General features: G+C 33.8%; 15 protein-coding genes and 1 pseudogene. 5 read left to right on the top strand and 11 right to left on the bottom strand.

Annotated features, from left to right (window positions below; all coding sequences use genetic code 11):
* Positions 1-264: 264 nt before the first annotated feature.
* The gene (locus tag HX049_RS07170) at positions 265-708 is read left to right on the top strand and encodes a hypothetical protein (RefSeq protein ID WP_286415072.1); all 444 of its coding nucleotides are present in this window, start codon (positions 265-267) and stop codon (positions 706-708) included.
* 67 nt (positions 709-775) lie between these two features.
* Here the strand turns inward: HX049_RS07170 and HX049_RS07165 are convergent.
* A pseudogene (locus tag HX049_RS07165) lies at positions 776-1,690 on the bottom strand (IS1595 family transposase).
* Between the two features lie 231 nt (positions 1,691-1,921).
* On the opposite strand from HX049_RS07165, the gene nhaC reads away from it, so the two are divergent.
* Complete coding sequence (gene nhaC, locus HX049_RS07160) at positions 1,922-3,382, top strand: Na+/H+ antiporter NhaC (protein WP_286415070.1); 1,461 nt, start codon at positions 1,922-1,924, stop codon at positions 3,380-3,382.
* Positions 3,383-3,497: 115 nt separating this feature from the next.
* Here nhaC and guaB read toward each other — a convergent pair whose 3' ends face one another.
* The 4 genes from guaB to HX049_RS07140 form a co-directional block, all read right to left on the bottom strand.
* The gene (guaB, locus tag HX049_RS07155) at positions 3,498-4,970 is read right to left on the bottom strand and encodes an IMP dehydrogenase (RefSeq protein ID WP_006258466.1); all 1,473 of its coding nucleotides are present in this window, start codon (positions 4,968-4,970) and stop codon (positions 3,498-3,500) included.
* A gap of 56 nt (positions 4,971-5,026) precedes the next feature.
* On the bottom strand, positions 5,027-5,893 hold the full coding sequence (locus HX049_RS07150; protein ID WP_039851797.1) for a hydroxymethylglutaryl-CoA lyase: 867 nt from the start codon (positions 5,891-5,893) through the stop codon (positions 5,027-5,029).
* A gap of 172 nt (positions 5,894-6,065) precedes the next feature.
* Positions 6,066-6,692 (bottom strand): LysE family translocator, encoded by a 627-nt coding sequence (locus HX049_RS07145; protein WP_006261704.1) that lies wholly within the window; start codon positions 6,690-6,692, stop codon positions 6,066-6,068.
* An 8-nt stretch (positions 6,693-6,700) separates the two neighbouring features.
* Positions 6,701-7,720, bottom strand: coding sequence for a quinone-dependent dihydroorotate dehydrogenase (locus HX049_RS07140; protein WP_006258469.1), 1,020 nt, complete (start codon positions 7,718-7,720; stop codon positions 6,701-6,703).
* 441 nt (positions 7,721-8,161) lie between these two features.
* Here HX049_RS07140 and HX049_RS07135 point away from each other — a divergent pair, with 441 nt between their 5' ends.
* The gene (locus HX049_RS07135) at positions 8,162-10,987 is read left to right on the top strand and encodes an FAD-binding and (Fe-S)-binding domain-containing protein (RefSeq protein ID WP_286415069.1); all 2,826 of its coding nucleotides are present in this window, start codon (positions 8,162-8,164) and stop codon (positions 10,985-10,987) included.
* Positions 10,988-11,077: 90 nt separating this feature from the next.
* Positions 11,078-11,626, top strand: a complete 549-nt coding sequence (locus tag HX049_RS07130; RefSeq protein ID WP_286415067.1) for a GNAT family N-acetyltransferase — start codon at positions 11,078-11,080, stop codon at positions 11,624-11,626.
* Positions 11,627-11,674: 48 nt separating this feature from the next.
* Here the strand turns inward: HX049_RS07130 and HX049_RS07125 are convergent, their stop codons facing one another.
* The gene (locus HX049_RS07125) at positions 11,675-13,180 is read right to left on the bottom strand and encodes an NAD(P)H-hydrate dehydratase (RefSeq protein WP_286415064.1); all 1,506 of its coding nucleotides are present in this window, start codon (positions 13,178-13,180) and stop codon (positions 11,675-11,677) included.
* A 290-nt stretch (positions 13,181-13,470) separates the two neighbouring features.
* On the opposite strand from HX049_RS07125, the gene HX049_RS07120 reads away from it, so the two are divergent.
* Positions 13,471-14,031, top strand: a complete 561-nt coding sequence (locus HX049_RS07120) for a helix-turn-helix domain-containing protein (RefSeq protein WP_286415062.1) — start codon at positions 13,471-13,473, stop codon at positions 14,029-14,031.
* A 42-nt stretch (positions 14,032-14,073) separates the two neighbouring features.
* Here the strand turns inward: HX049_RS07120 and HX049_RS07115 are convergent, their stop codons facing one another.
* From HX049_RS07115 to HX049_RS07095, 5 genes are all read right to left on the bottom strand, one after another.
* On the bottom strand, positions 14,074-14,652 hold the full coding sequence (locus HX049_RS07115) for a GNAT family N-acetyltransferase (protein ID WP_286415060.1): 579 nt from the start codon (positions 14,650-14,652) through the stop codon (positions 14,074-14,076).
* Between the two features lie 4 nt (positions 14,653-14,656).
* Positions 14,657-15,049, bottom strand: coding sequence for a DUF4377 domain-containing protein (locus HX049_RS07110; RefSeq protein ID WP_286415058.1), 393 nt, complete (start codon positions 15,047-15,049; stop codon positions 14,657-14,659).
* A gap of 94 nt (positions 15,050-15,143) precedes the next feature.
* The gene (locus tag HX049_RS07105) at positions 15,144-15,371 is read right to left on the bottom strand and encodes a hypothetical protein (RefSeq protein ID WP_006258477.1); all 228 of its coding nucleotides are present in this window, start codon (positions 15,369-15,371) and stop codon (positions 15,144-15,146) included.
* Positions 15,372-15,626: 255 nt separating this feature from the next.
* The gene (gene mnmD, locus HX049_RS07100; protein ID WP_286415057.1) at positions 15,627-16,292 is read right to left on the bottom strand and encodes a tRNA (5-methylaminomethyl-2-thiouridine)(34)-methyltransferase MnmD; all 666 of its coding nucleotides are present in this window, start codon (positions 16,290-16,292) and stop codon (positions 15,627-15,629) included.
* A complete protein-coding gene (locus tag HX049_RS07095) occupies positions 16,289-16,651 on the bottom strand; it encodes a hypothetical protein (RefSeq protein WP_286415055.1) in 363 nt (120 codons plus the stop codon). Before HX049_RS07095 ends, mnmD begins: the two co-directional genes overlap by 4 nt.
* Positions 16,652-16,722 lie beyond the last annotated feature (71 nt).

Raw genomic sequence — 16,722 nt, 5'->3', positions numbered from 1 at the left:
CAAATAAGTCGGATCCTAGCTAACCCTAATTTACCTTTAAAATTGGCTTTTATAGTTGTTAGAAGTTCTGTATTTTTGTACTCTAGGCTGTTGTTCGTTTTTAAAGACATTCTGTAGGAGGAAAACTTTAATATACTGAATATCAGCCTTTTTTACAAATAATTCCTTCCTTCATTTATCTTAAAATCAACTAATTAATATTTTTGTCGTGTACTAAGATTTTTTTTATATATTTCTGCACAAATAACAAACCATCATAAACTAATGAAAAAACTATTATCTATCAGTTGTTTCCTTTTAACTACAATTCTATTCACTAGCTGTAGTAATGACAGTGGAATCACAGTAAAAACTTATTTTGGAAAATGGGAATCTAATACTATAAGACTAAAAGATGGCAGTACAGTTAAATATACTGAAATCGGTACCTTTAATAAAAATGAAGAACTAGAGGTTTTCACAGATCAACTTGAATCAGTCAAATTAGTTCAATATTATAGTAATGAAATAAAATCTAAAGTTAAGTTAGGTAACGTTTCTGATGATTTTATTGTTTTTGAAAGTGTTAATGACAAAAGACAAATTGTCAAAGTAGAACAAAACGAGCTCTCTTTAGTAACTAGGGTAAGTATAAATGGTCAATTAGAACTTGTTCAAATAAATTATACAAAAATAGGTCCTCCAAGAGATGAAGAACCTATAAAATAAAATTATCAGCTTATAAGACAAAGCCTCATAATTAATTTTATGAGGCTTTTTTAATGTATCTCCGTTTTTAGTCATAAGCAGTAATATTGGCAATAATAAGCCTATCAAAGAGCTTATCACCAAAGTATCTTCTATTAAGTTTATAAACGAATTCATCTAAGTAGGCTTGAAGATATTTTCGTTTAATTTTATGGTAATTTCCCTGTAGATTTCTTTTGGCATTACTGATAGCTATATGTACCCATTTAAGAGTTTCTTTTGTTGTTTGTTCTGATGATTTTTCAGTGATATGTATCTGAACAAAATCTGAAATATCTACATAAGAAGTACTCTTGTCAGTTAAGACAATACTACTTTCTTCAATATTTTTCTTAATCATTTCATTAACACCTTCAGCTTTATGATCTTCTAAAACAACAGCTTTAAAAAAGCGTACATGATTTTGTTTTTCACCTGTTTTTATGTCCTCTAAAACTGTACTCTCTGCCATAATTGCAACATTTTGGACACCTGTAGAGCCACGACCACTTTTTGTTTTAGACTTCTCTATTTCAGATGTTTCTACTTTAAAATACCCCTGATCCATCTCTAACATTCCTTCTAAAGTATATTTGCTATCTCTATTGCCCATTGCCTTGCGAAGTTTATGTACCATTGCCCATACTGGCTCATATCTTTTTAGTCTTAATTACTTCTGAATTTCTAAAGTAGAAAAGCCTTTCTTGGTCGCTGTCATTAAGAACATTGTTTTATACCATATTAGAAAAGATAGCTTAGAATGTTCCATTATTGTTCCACTTTTTAAAGTCATACGAGAACGACATTTCTTACATTCATAACTCCATCTACTTTGAATCCAATAGTGGGCGTCATGACCACATCTTTGACAAGTGACTCCTAATTTGTCGCGTTGTTCTTTAAAGTGCAAACGGCATGCTTCTTCACTTGTAAATTCGGCTGAAAAGGTAAATAGATTGGACATATGATTACTCTCTTTTAGATTACAAATATAGCATTATGTCATTAAACGGAGATACATACTTTTTTATTACAACATATTCATTATAAACACTTCTCATATAAAAGGAGCACTTTGAAAGATTAGCAATAAAATGGCAATATGTAGTTTTATTCTAAATAATATTACACAGATATTAAATTCTATTGATTTTTATGTATCTTCAAACTCTTTACAAACAACATAAAAACAATCATGAATATTGAATCTAAAGTTAAACCTAGAAAAGTAACCTTATTGCAATCCTTAATACCTATGATCGTATTAATCGCGCTATTAGGTACCAATGTATTCGTTTATGGTAGTGCTGCCTTAGCTGGTTCTAACCAATTCGTTCTATTAATAGGTGGGCTTATTGCAATCGGAATAGGCCTATACAATAAAGTCAATTACGAAGATATTATTAAAAAAATCACTAAAAACGTTAGAGAAACCACTCGAGCTATCTATATACTGTTATTAGTAGGAGCCTTATCAGGAACCTGGTTATTGAGTGGTATTATACCTACGATGATTTACTATGGTTTACAGATTTTAGAACCTCATATATTCTTACCTGCGACAGTAATTATCTGTTCCATTATTGCCCTAGCAACAGGTAGTTCTTGGACCACATCTGCTACAGTAGGTATTGCTCTAGTAGGTATAGGTAATGCGATGGGTATTGATCTAGCGCTTATTGGAGGTGCTGTAATATCAGGAGCATACTTTGGAGATAAGTTATCTCCACTATCAGATACTACTAATTTAGCTTCAGCTATGGCTGGTACAGATTTATTTACTCATATAAAGTACATGATGTTCACCACCATCCCTACTTATGTACTAACCTTAATCATATTTATCATCATCAGTTTTAATCTTAATGTACCTGAGACCATAGATATGTCTGCATCATTACAGGCAATTAATCAAACATTCAACATTACACCTTGGTTATTCTTAGTTCCTGTGATTGTAATTGGAGCAATATTAAAAAAGATGAAACCAATACTTGCTTTACTTTTAGGAACCTTATTAGGAGCTGTATTCGCTCTATTTTTTCAGCCAGATATAGTAGCCTTTGTAGGAGAAGGAACTTCATTGACACCAGTTACAGCCTATAAGGGAATTATGAATGCCATCACTACAGATATTGCTATTCTATCTCCTATGGAAAGTTTAAATAGCTTATTCGAAGCAGGAGGAATGAAAAGCATGCTAAACACAGTATGGTTAATTATCTGTGCAATGTTCTTCGGTGGAGCGATGGAAGCTATTGGGGCTTTAAAGAAAATAACACAAACATTATTAAGTATAGCAAAGTCAGTTTTTGGATTATTCGCAAGCACAATGGCAAGTTGCGTTGTTGTAAACTTAACTGCTTCTGAACAATATTTATCATTAGTAATTCCTGGTAAAATGTTTTCTAAAGCCTATAAGGATAAAGGACTTGCACCTGAGAACTTAAGTAGAACACTAGAAGATTCAGGGACTGTGACATCAGTACTAATTCCTTGGAATACTTGTGGGGCTTATCACTCAGGAGTACTAGGGATTGATACAATGACATATGCTCCTTACGCATTCTTTAATATTATTTCACCATTTGTATCTCTTACTTATGTTGTATTAAATATTAAAATAAGACGTTTAGTAGATACTATAAAAGCATAATTACTCACTTATCTTATAAAAAATAATAGGGCTATTTCGTACGAAATAGCCCTATTATTTTAATTATATCTCTAAGGTTGTTGCGAATTTGTAATCCGTAACATACCATCTAACACTATCTAGAATAGTTAGGTGCAGATTTAGTAATCGTAATATTGTGAGGGTGACTCTCTCCAATACCAGAAGCAGTTAACTGAACAAATCTAGCCACTTCTTGTAATGTAGGAATATCTTTAGCACCACAGTATCCCATACCTGCTCTAAGACCTCCTATGAACTGTAACATACTCTCGCTAAGTTCTCCTTTATAAGGTACTCTACCTTCGATTCCTTCTGGTACCAATTTTTTCACATCATCTTCTACATCTTGGAAGTAACGATCTTTAGAACCTTGCTTCATAGCTGCTACAGATCCCATTCCGCGGTAAGCTTTGAACTTTCTTCCTTCGAAGATAATAGTTTCACCTGGAGATTCCTTAGTACCTGCTAACATTGATCCTAACATTACACAGTCTGCTCCTGCTCCTAATGCTTTAGGAATATCTCCTGTATAACGAAGACCTCCATCACCAATCACTGGTACACCTGTTCCTTTTAGAGCAGCTGCTACTTCCATAATAGCTGAGAACTGTGGGAACCCAACACCTGCCACCACACGTGTAGTACAGATAGATCCAGGTCCAATACCTACTTTAACAGCGTCAGCACCATTCTCTACTAAGAATAATGCAGCCTCTGGAGTAGCGATATTACCTACTACTACATCGATTTCAGGGAAAGCAGTTTTTACTGCTTTTAATACCCCTACCACTCCTTGAGAATGTCCATGAGCAGTATCTATAATTAATGCATCTACACCAGCTTGTACTAATAATTTAGCTCTATCTACAGCATCAGCAGTCACTCCTAAAGCAGCTGCAACACGTAGTCTACCGAACTTGTCCTTATTAGCATTTGGTTTTAAAGTAAGTTTAGTGATATCTCTAAAAGTAATTAAACCGACTAATTTATTATCAGCATTAACTACTGGTAATTTTTCGATTTTTTTCTCTTGAAGAATTTCTTCTGCTTGATCTAAAGTAGTACCCTCAGCAGCAGTTACTAGATTATCTTTAGTCATTACCTCTGTGATAGCACGGTCGTTTTGTTTCTCAAAGCGCATATCTCTATTTGTAATGATTCCTTTAAGAAGCCCATTGTCATCAACAATTGGAATACCTCCGATTCCGAATTCAGCCATTGCCTTTTTCGCATCACCTACAGTAGCTGTAAGAGGAAGAGTCACTGGGTCTATAATCATACCTGACTCAGCTCTTTTTACCTTTCTTACTTCTTTTGCTTGCTCTTCAGCAGTCATGTTCTTGTGAATCACTCCGATTCCTCCTTCACGAGCCATAGCAATAGCCATTTCACTTTCCGTTACAGTATCCATCGCAGCAGATACTACAGGAACGTTCAAAGTAATGTTTCTAGAAAATTTTGATTTTAAACTAACTTCTCTTGGAAGTATTTCTGAATAGTTTGGAACTAGTAATACATCATCGTAAGTAAGTCCTTGACCGATGATTTTAGTTGTGTGTGCTTTCATGTGCAATGTCGTTGAATTGCACGCAAATTTACTATTTTTCTATGTAATAAAAAACTTTAATGGAAAAAATTAAATATTTTTAAAGCTTCATTGTATGAGCTTTCAAATGACATAGCACTCAAGTTCGTATCTACCTTATTTGCTGTAAAGTAGCTCAACATCTTCTCTGTTGGCATATTTCCAGTCAAATCATCTTTTGCCATTGGACATCCCCCATAACCTTTTATTGCACCATCATAACGTAGACATCCAGCCTTATAGGCCGCATCAATCTTCTCAAACCAACTATCAGGAGTAGTGTGTAGATGTGCTCCAAACTCAATATTAGGATACGCTGGAATCAAATTGCTAAATAAATAATCTATCACTTCTGGTGTAGAACTTCCTACCGTATCCGATAATGAAAGAATCTTCACTCCCATCTTTGACAGCTTTTCAGTCCAATCTCCTACAATATCCACATCCCACGGATCTCCATAAGGATTACCAAAACCCATTGATAAATAAGCCACAACCTCTTTATCGGCCTTAGTAGCGATATTCAATATCTCATCTAAAGTAACGATAGATTCTGCAATAGTCTTATGTGTATTACGCATCTGGAAGTTCTCTGATATAGAAAAAGGGAAACCTAAGTACTGAATTTCTTTATGCTCAGCAGCTTGTTCTGCACCTCTCGTGTTTGCGATAATAGCTAATAGCTTGCTCTCTGTCTTACTCAAGTCTAACTGAGCTAACAACTCAGCTGTATCCTGCATCTGAGGAATAGCCTTAGGAGAAACAAAACTACCGAAATCTATGGTATCAAACCCCACTCTTAAAAGAGACTGTATATACTGTACCTTTTTTTCTGTTGGGATAAACATCTTAATGCCTTGCATAGCATCACGAGGACATTCTATAATTTTTACTGCTGGTTTCATATAATCCAAATATAAATGAAAAGCCACAATTTTACAATGTGATTTTCTTTATTTTATTTACTTAACATACTCAAACAACATTCTATTGATTATCTGACACATAGAGTTCCTAAAAATAAAAAAAGGTTCTAAAGATATTATCCTTAGAACCTTTTTTACTATTATTTTCTTCTTAGCTTACTAGTAGGAAAACTGCTAATCCACTAAAAACGATGATTTGAAGCCACTTTAAAAATAAGTTGACATATTTATTATCTCTCATATAATCTGTCAGCTTAGCTGCTATAGTACAGATGATAAAAAAAATGACTACTGCTTCTGTAATAAAGACTGTACCTAGCACAAAAACCTGTTTCTGTACACTACCTGCACTTTCTGTAATAAACCCTGGGAATAAAGCCAAAAAGAACATCATCACCTTTGGATTTAAAACATTCATAAGCAATCCTTTTCTGACAAATCCCATAAAAGTCTTATCGTTTTGCCCAGAAGTAGATTCATCAATGACGATTACATTCTCTTCCTGAAATACTTTATAAGACAACCAGAATAGATATAAGGCTCCGAATAACTTAACACCTTTAAACAGTAATTCAGATTGCGTAATTAAAGCGGAGATTCCAAAAGCAAATAATGATAAATGGAATAATAAACCTCCTACCTGTCCTACCACTACTGCATATCCATACTTACGCCCTCTGGTAATGCTCTGCGAAACCACATATAGAATATCTGGCCCTGGAGTAATAATCAATAAAAAACAAGTTATAAAAAAAGTATATAATACTTCTGTTGACATAATTAATTCTAGTATTTAGATAATATGGCTTTATTAATCTTTTTAATCAAGCCCGGTCCTTCATATATAAAGCCAGTATAAAGCTGAATCAAGCTCGCTCCTGCCTCTAGTTTTTCTATCGCATCTTCTGCAGAATGTATACCTCCTACACCGATGATAGGAAATGCTTTATTACTCTTCTCAGATAAGAATCGAATAACCTCAGTACTTCTCTTCGTCAAAGGTTTTCCACTTAGTCCCCCTGTTTCTTGCTGATGAATAGACTTCAGATTACTGCGATCGATAGTAGTATTCGTAGCGATTACTCCAGCTATTTTTGTTTCTGTAACAATCTCTATAATATCTAATAACTGATCATCTGTTAAGTCTGGTGCTATCTTCAATAAAATAGGCTTAGGAGCCTCTTTCTGATTATTTTTAACTTGTAATCCGTGAAGTAACGCTTTTAGTGGTTCTTTATCCTGTAGCGCACGTAAATTAGGTGTATTAGGTGAACTCACATTTACCACGAAATAATCTACATAAGGAAACAACGCTTCAAAACAGATTTCATAATCTTCATTTGCTTGTTCATTAGGTGTCACTTTATTCTTCCCAATATTCCCTCCTATCAGCGTTCCTTTATTTTTCTTTAGACGTTCTATAGCCTCTTCTATCCCTCCATTGTTAAATCCCATTCTATTGATAAGACCATTGTCTTCTTTTAGACGGAATAATCTCTTTTTAGGATTTCCTGGTTGTCCTTTGGGAGTAAGAGTCCCTATTTCTATAAAACCAAAACCAAAGTTCTCTAATTCACTATATAACTTAGCATCCTTATCCAGACCTGCTGCAAGACCTACTGGATTCTTAAACTTCAGCCCGAATACTTCTCTTTCTAATCGAGGGTCATTTACTTGACAATTGGCGCGAATAAGTGCGGATACACCAGGAATACTATTCACGAATTTAAGAGCACCGAAGGTAAAATGATGCACTTTCTCTGGGTCAAACCTAAAAAATATAGGCTTAATAATGCTTTTATACATACTAAATGACTTTGTGTTGTTGTGTGTCTAAATTTCGTGCAAAGGTAGTATTTAAACCTTGGATTTCATAGTGGTCTTTTTTGTTTTTTATGATGGCCTTCCAATAGTTATTTTTAACACTAACCAATTAGAGCAAAACAATTTAGAAGAACGTCTTTCTAAGTAATCTCTACTAAACTTTCTCTAGCAACCAAGTCCTATTTTTCTTGCACTTTATTGAAGTTTTCTAGGAGATTCCTTGGGGTTTCTAGCCCAGAAGGCATTTTCTTGAAGAAAACCTCAAGAAAACCCCTAGCAATCTCGAAACATTATAATTTAAACATTATTCATCACCATACCTCCAACTACCGCATCTTATTTAAATCCAGTATAAACAAAGCGTTCCACTCTTATCTTTTTTATATGTTTTGTAAATTGTAGCATATTAAAAAAGATAGAAATATGTTACCATTACAATACCAAAAGTTCAAAGAAGAACTAGCTAATCACTTAGATTCTGATAGAATTATCACTAATCCGATTCAACTATTAGCGTATGGTACTGATGCTAGTTTTTATAAATTAGTTCCTAAAATAGTTGTTCAAGTACACAATCACCAAGAAGCTGTAGCTACTCTACAGACTGCTACAAGGCATAATGTAGCGGTGACGTACCGAGCGGCAGGAACAAGTCTATCTGGACAGGCAGTAACAGATTCTGTCTTGATGGTGGCTACTCATCAATGGAAGAAATACGAGATTTTAAACAATGGGCTTCAAGCGAAGTTTCAGCCTGGTATTATTGGAGGAAGAGCTAATATTATCCTAGCTCCTTATGGACGTAAGATAGGTCCAGATCCTGGCTCTATCAATGCTGCAATGATAGGTGGTATCGCGGCTAATAATGCTAGTGGAATGTGCTGTGGTACTTCGCAGAACTCTTATAATACAATTGCAGATATTAAGATTGTTCTTTATGACGGAACTGTATTAGATACAGCAAGCGAAGAAAGCAAAAAAGAATTCGCTGAGAAACACCCTGAAATCATCAAAGAAATAGAGCGTCTAAGAGACGCTATCTACACAGATCGCACACTATACGACCGAATAGAGCGCAAGTTTAAAATCAAAAATACTACAGGATATAGCCTTAATGCATTTATAGACTATCACGATCCTTATGAAATCATTAAGCATATTATGATAGGGTCTGAGGGTACATTAGCCTTTATCTCTGATATTACATATAATACAGTCATTAATTACAAACACAAAGCATGTACATTAATGATTTTTGAAACGATAGAAAAAGCCTGTCAAGCAGTGCCTTTTTTAAAGAAAAGCCCTGTAGCGGCAGTAGAGTTACTAGATAGAAATAGTATTAAATCTATCGAAGATGAAGCTCCTGCCCCAGAATATTTCAAGACATTACCAGAAACGGCTTGTATCTTACTTGTGGAAGCACAAGCAAAGAATGAAACTGAAATGTCAACTAAACAACAACAGATTAGAGAGGCAATTGCTTCTACTCCTACTTATAAACCTTTTGAGTTTACTTCAGAACCTCAACAATATGCATTCAATTGGAAGGCTAGAAATGGTCTATTACCTACTACAGGAGCATTGAGAAAGACAGGCACTACTTGTATCATTGAAGATGTTGCCTTTCCTGTAGAGAAATTAGCCGATGCGTGCATCGCCATGAAAGATTTGTTTGCAGAATTACAATACCATGATGCAGTACTATTCGGGCATGCCTTAGAAGGAAACTTACACCTAGTATTCTCACAAGATTTCTCTACTCAAGAAGAAATAGACAGATATGCTCGATTAATGGATGGGTTGGTAGAAATAGTAGTAGATAGATTTGATGGTTCATTAAAAGCAGAACATGGAACAGGGCGAAATATGGCTCCTTTCGTAGAGAAAGAATGGGGTAAACAAGCGTATGACATTATGTTAAAAGTCAAAACTATCTTCGACCCACATAACTTAGTTAATCCTGGTGTGATTATCAATGCTAATCCTCATGTTCACTTAGAGAACTTCAAGGCTTCTCCTGCTACCAACGAAATAGTAGATAAATGTATTGAATGTGGATTCTGTGAATCACACTGTGTCTCAGAAGGACTGACACTATCACCAAGACAGCGTATCGTAGTAGGTAGAGAAATAGCAAGACTACAAGCCATAGGAAAAGATACAGAAGAATTAGAGAACTTAGTTAATAGTGCTCACTACTATGCAGACGAAACGTGTGCAACAGATGGGCTATGCGCCTTAGCATGCCCTGTAAAAATAGATACGGGTAAATACATTAAAGATATTCGTCATAGTGCTATTACTGAGAAAGACAGAAAGAATGCTGAATACTTCGTAGAAAATATGGAACGCGTAACAGCTATGGGACGCAAAGCATTAAACACCGTCGGGGTATTCCAAAATATCTTAGGAAATAAGATTATGACTAGTGTGTCAAGTGGTATGCGTAAGATGTCTGGTAATAAAATACCGCAATGGAACGTAGCTATGCCTAAAGGCAATAAGCACAAAATAACAGAAGCTATCGTTAATCCTGGACAAGATAGAAAAGTAGTTTACTTCCCTTCATGCATTAATAGAACAATGGGTAAATCTAATGACTATCCTAAATCTGATATGGACTTAACTGCTAAAACCGTAGAACTACTTAAACGTGCTGGATATACCATTATCTATCCAGAAAACGTAAATAATATGTGCTGTGGAATGCCATTTAGCAGTAAAGGAATGAAAGAAGAAGGTCATACTAAATCATCCGAATTAGAACTTGCTTTATTAAAAGCTACTGAAGATGGTAGATATCCTGTATTATTCGACATGAGTCCTTGTTTTTATACCTTCTATGATGCTCATAAAGATGGTAAGCTAAAAATGCACGATCCTATCGAATTTATGTTAGATTATGTGATGCCTATATTACCTGTTAAGAGTCCAAGAAAAGAAATTAGTGTATTCCCTGTATGCTCTGTTAAGAAAGTAGGATTAGAAGGCAAGTTACTTGAATTGACTAAGCTGTGTGCTGAGAAAGTAAACTATATTGATAGCAACTGCTGTGGCTTCGCAGGAGATAGAGGGTTTACGTTCCCTGAATTAAACAAACATGGTAATAGACACTTAAAAGAACAAATACCTACTGATGCAAAGGATGCATTCTCTACTAGTCGTACGTGTGAAATAGGGCTAACAGAATATGGAGGTGTAAACTTTAAATCTATCTTCTACTTAATAGATGAAGTAACTAAATAGTTCTACTTATTAAAAATGATAAAATATGGCATAGACTTATAGTCTATGCCATATTTTATTTAGATTTGTTTTTAAACCAATTCAAAAAACATGCTAAATATAGACTTAACCATATTTCCCATACTCGAAACAGATAGACTTATTCTTAGACGTTTAGATATAAATGACTTAAATACGATGTACACCATGCGTACAGACCCAGAAGTGATGAAGTATATACCTGTACCCTTTACACAATCAGAAGAAGAAATAAAACAATATATCCATTCTATAGATGAAAGAATGGCAGCTAAAGAATGTGTTAATTGGGCAATCACGCTAAAAGAAGAAGGTACAATGATCGGCACCATCGGGTTTTATCGTATGAAACTAGAGCACTATAGAGCAGAAACAGGATATATGTCTTTGCCCCAGTATAATGGAAAAGGTTATATAACTGAAGCTCTTCAAGTCATCGTACATTATGGCTTCTCTACAATGAAATTACATTCTATAGAAGCGCTCTTAGATCCAGAGAATATTGGCTCTATGAAAGTTTTTGAAAAATGCGGCTTTATAAAAGAAGGTCATTTAAAAGAAAACTGGTTCTTTGATGGTCAATTCTTAGATACCGTTATTTATTCTAAGCTAAACAAATAAAGTAAGGCTACCTCTGAGAAGGTAGTCTTACTTTTTTATATTCACTATTTATAATGCAATTTGATTATAAGCAGCACTAATATGGTTACTCACATCCGAAGCAACTAGACTATGTGGATGAATATTCTCAATAGCTAAATCACCTGCTAATCCATGTAAATAGACTCCTACTATAGCGGCTTCTTTACTAGTGTACCCCTGTCCAAGTAAAGAGGTAATCATACCTGTCAAAGTATCTCCTACTCCTGCAGTAGCCATTCCCCAGTTACCTGATGAGTTAAAATAGATTGTTTCGTCTGGTGCTATTGTTATCGTATGTGCTCCTTTTAATACAAAGATGACATTGTGCTTTTTAGCCAACTGTTTTACTTTATCAATCTTATCAAAGTCATTATCCCACTCACCGATAAGTCTTTTCAGTTCTTTTTCATGTGGGGTTAAGATACTTTCTGCTGGAACTTTATCTAAACACTTCTGTTCACTAATAATATTAAGAGCATCTGCATCTATTACTAATTTCCTATCCTTATTCTCTTTTAAAAAACTGATTAATGCAGTAGTTGTATCTTTATGTAATCCTATACCACACCCTACTCCTACTGCATCATAATGTTCTACAGATGGAAATACTTTTATATAGTCTTCACTAGTACATGTATCACACATGACTTCAGGTATCCCTATCTGTACGATAGTATATCCGCAACTCGGTACATAAGCCGTCACGATTCCACTTCCTGTATGCATAGCAGCCTTACTTGCTAATGTCACAGCTCCTATTTTTCCTTTACTCCCACCTATTAACATTACTCTACCGAAGTCATCCTTATTACTAAACTTAGTTCCTGATTTCACTAAGTTTTTCACTTTGTCCTGTTCTACAAAATAAGCATCCGACTTAATACCCTCTATATAGTCTAGATCGAGTCCTATATCTAATATTTCTAGTTCTTTCACATATTCTTTAGCATCAGATAACAGTAATGCTGTTTTGGGTAATTGGAATGTATAAACTACATCAGCCTTAAATACAATAGCTTCTTTTGGTGTTGCCACATCTGCTAATAATCCTGAAGGCATATCTATAGAAACTCTCTCTAGGCATGGAGTTTCATTTAGAAAATCAAAGATAGGACGCCACTCTTCATCTAAAGGACTATGTAATCCTATACCAAATAAAGCATCTACGATAACATCATCTTTCTTTACTTTTAATTTACTCTTTGTATTAAACTTCTCCACATTGATATCTCTATCCTCTAATAGATCTTGATTCTGAGTATTATCAGGACTATATTTCTTAGTTTGCACCAAGAATACCTTCACCATAGCTCCTCCTTCTTTTAATAATCTAGCTAAGGTTAATCCATCACCTCCATTATTTCCCGTTCCACAAAAAATAACAAATGATGTTTGATATAATTTATATCTAGTTTGCAACTTCTCAAAGACTTTAGTTGTTGCTCTCTCCATTAACTTAAATGAAGATATATATTGATTGGATACTGTCTCTTTATCCAATGCTTGCATTTGTGCTGTATTAAAAATTTTCATATTACTACTTATAATTAATCATCATGAGTAAAGGTAACAAATACAACTATTGAAAACAGAGCTATACACTACTATACCACCGAATTATCTAAGTGTGAAGAAACATATTGATTCTCACTTTGAGTAATACTAATTATATCAAAAAAATAACAAAACAATGATTATTTACTATAAAATCAACTAAATACTAAAAGCATAAAATAACACTTTTACTGTCAAACTATATTGTCTCTGTATATTTATGTTCAAATGTGATTTAGTATCTTTGAGTTTCTAAAAGGATATTTCAGATGAAACTATATATAAAAAACATGGTGTGCGAAAGGTGTAAAATGGCAGTAGATAATCTACTGACAGAAGCAAAATACACCCCTACTAAAATAGAGCTAGGAGAAATAGAAATACAAGAAGACTTGAACTCTTCACAGCTAAAAGAGATTGAAGTTAAATTACAAAAGATTGGTTTTGAACTCCTAGACAATCAAAAAAGTAAAACAGTAGACAAAGTCAAAACAGTATTAATAGAATTAGTACAAAAACACAATGCTAATTTACAAGTACCACTATCTGCTTATATAGCAGATAAAATGCAAATGGATTACCACGCTCTGAGCCTATTATTTTCTCAATTAGAATCTACTACAATAGAGCAATACTTTATTCAATTAAAAATAGAAAAAGTAAAAGAACTTCTAGTATATGACGAATTAAGTCTAAAAGAGATAACCTATCAATTAAATTATAGTAGTGTAGCTCACTTAAGCAAACAGTTTAAAAAAGTAACAGGTCTAACCCCTACTCACTTTAAAACTACTGGGGCAGAACGCCGCAAGGTTATTGATAAAATATAATAAAAAAAAAGACGATTTGGTTAAATCGTCTTTTTTTTGTTCTTATAATTTTGCTTCTAACTCCTTTTTAGCATGTCTAAACCATTCGTCTTTAAGCATACTAAATATAGCAGTATCTCTTCGTCTACCACTGTGGATAATAATTTCGCTTCTCAATACTCCTTCTAAGGCGCAACCTACACTCTGAACAGCCACTTTACTTCTCTCATTCGTATTGTCTACTCTAAACTCTACTCTTTCCATCCCCATAACTTCAAAAGCATATTTAAACATCATATACTTACAATGCTTGTTTACTCCTGTCCCTTGAGCAAATTTACTATACCAAGTATACCCTATTAGTAGAGTTTTGTTCTTTTGATCAATATTATAAAATCGTGTAGACCCTACATACTCTTCTGTTTTTTTATCAAAAACAATGAAAGGATATGCTTTCCCCTTATTTCTATCTTCTATTGCCTGACTAATATACTTCTTCATGCCATCAGCTCCTTGAACCCCTACAGTTGCATATTTCCATATTTCAGGTTCTTTAATTGCAAAACCTACTAAATCATTGTAATTATAAGCTTCTAAGGGTTTAAGAATAACGCGATCATCCATTAAAACGATATCTTCCATAGCATTATGCTTTTTTTTCCTTTGAGATTTCAGTCACTAAAACATATCTAAAAGATGGTGCATCAGCAGGAGGATTAGCTATATCTATTCTCTTTACTTCTATTTTATACTCATATCCTTCTTCATAATTAAACCCCTCTATCTCTTGATACATTAACTCCCAAGGAGCATCCTCTTCTTCCTTGACCATCATACATTTTTTAGGAGCAATACCGGCACACTCATCCAGCTTAGAAGCTACATATAATACCTTCACCTCTTCAGAAGCATCTAGTTCGGTTACTTCAGGCACATCATTATGCTCTACAGCACTATTTTCTCCTTGCTCTATATTTTTATCCTTACAAGAAATTAATACCCCTAAAGACATTATGGCTAATAAAACTATTTTTTTCATTCTTTATAATTTTCTAGTTTGGTAAAAATATAAATTTAAAACTCAATGAGTCGTTTTTAAGCACCCAATTCTTATTTTAACAAAAAAAGCTTGCCTATGCATAGGCAAGCTCTTCTATTATTTCACTGTCTAATAAAGCTAATTCAGCTCTAAGATTAGGTTGTTCTTTTAAAAATTCATTAACCCAAATCATTAGTTGTTCTAAATCATAAGGTAATAATGCATGCATTGCTTTTTCTAATTCTTTAGAAAACAAGGCCGAATCAAAACTGACATTCTTAAGTACAAGGGTAGTGTACTCTAACATCATACGTTTGTTCATAACTATTATTTTTTCTTTTTCTATAAACAAACTTACACACTTTCTGTTAAAACAAAAAACATTACACTAAACTTAACCTTAAAACATATTTAATTACACAATATTAATACTAGAATAACAAAAAAATAACCACAAAAAAACTAAAAAAGAACATTATTAATAATCTAAAAAGGAATAAATAACTAATATTCTTCATGATTAAATAAATTGTAGTTGGGTTGTATATTTTATACATTGTCGTTTTATAGAAGTAGATTAACGTTTATATCCTACTAACATTTCCCTTTTGCCAGGAGGTCCTGATACCTTTTCTATTGTAAAACCGACTTCTTTCATCGCTCTTTTAATTGGTCCTCTACAAGCATAAGTAGCTATAACACCAGTATCACCTAGTGCGTCATAGACCTTCTGAAAGATCTCTACTGACCACAAATCTGGCTGAAACTGATATCCAAAAACATCAAAATATATGACATCAAAATAAGACTGATTAACTACAGCTTCTTCGAAGGTACTATGAATCTTGTGTAACGTAAACTCAGCAGTAATCTCATGTGATACATCCCACGTGCACTGATGCATCTGTTTAAACAAGATATCATCTCCATCTATCTCATATAAGGCACTAAAGTCTAAAGCGACACTTTCTTGTTCTGTCACAGGAAATGCTTCTATACTGTGATACTCTACTATTTTATCCTTTCTTCTAGCCTCTACTAACGTTAAAAAAGCATTTAACCCTGTACCAAATCCCATTTCTAATACTTTAACAGTAGTTTTCTCTATCTTATCAAAACCTCTTTCTATGTAAACATGTCTTGCCTCCTGAATCGCTCCATGAATAGAATGGTAAGTTTCTCCCCATTCTTCAATTTCGATAGATGTAGAGCCATCTGAAGTTGTCACTATTTTTCTTTTCAATGTATCAATAATTTTTTAATCCTAGGAATAGGTCCACCACACTTCATTTGATGACATGTTAAACACGAGTTTATCATATCATTAAACTGTTGTACTTTATCACCTTCATTCTCTTGATAGAGAATCTGCTCTAGCTTTAAATACAGCTCTGCCTGCTCAGTAAAAAACATATCTCTATCACTAGGATCTGTCATCTTAGCAGTAAGAATATCTCTATGTTTATCAGGTAAATTTCCCAATTCTTTCTTTCCTTGTTCTATCTCTGTCTTTAAAAATACTCCTTGAGCATACATCTCTTCCATAAGAGATGCCATCGGAGCCATATTATACATCTTAAAAGCAGTTGTATCTTTCGTCACAAATTCTTTATTGTCTTTTACTTGTTTAGTTTCATTTTTACAAGATAACAAAACTGAAAACACCAATAGAA

Origin of the sequence: Myroides odoratimimus, from assembly GCF_030326305.1 — a bacterium.
Lineage (GTDB): Bacteria > Bacteroidota > Bacteroidia > Flavobacteriales > Flavobacteriaceae > Flavobacterium > Flavobacterium odoratimimum_A.
The sequence above is the reverse complement of the archived record's forward strand: the minus strand, read 5'-3'. Positions and strand labels throughout refer to the sequence as shown.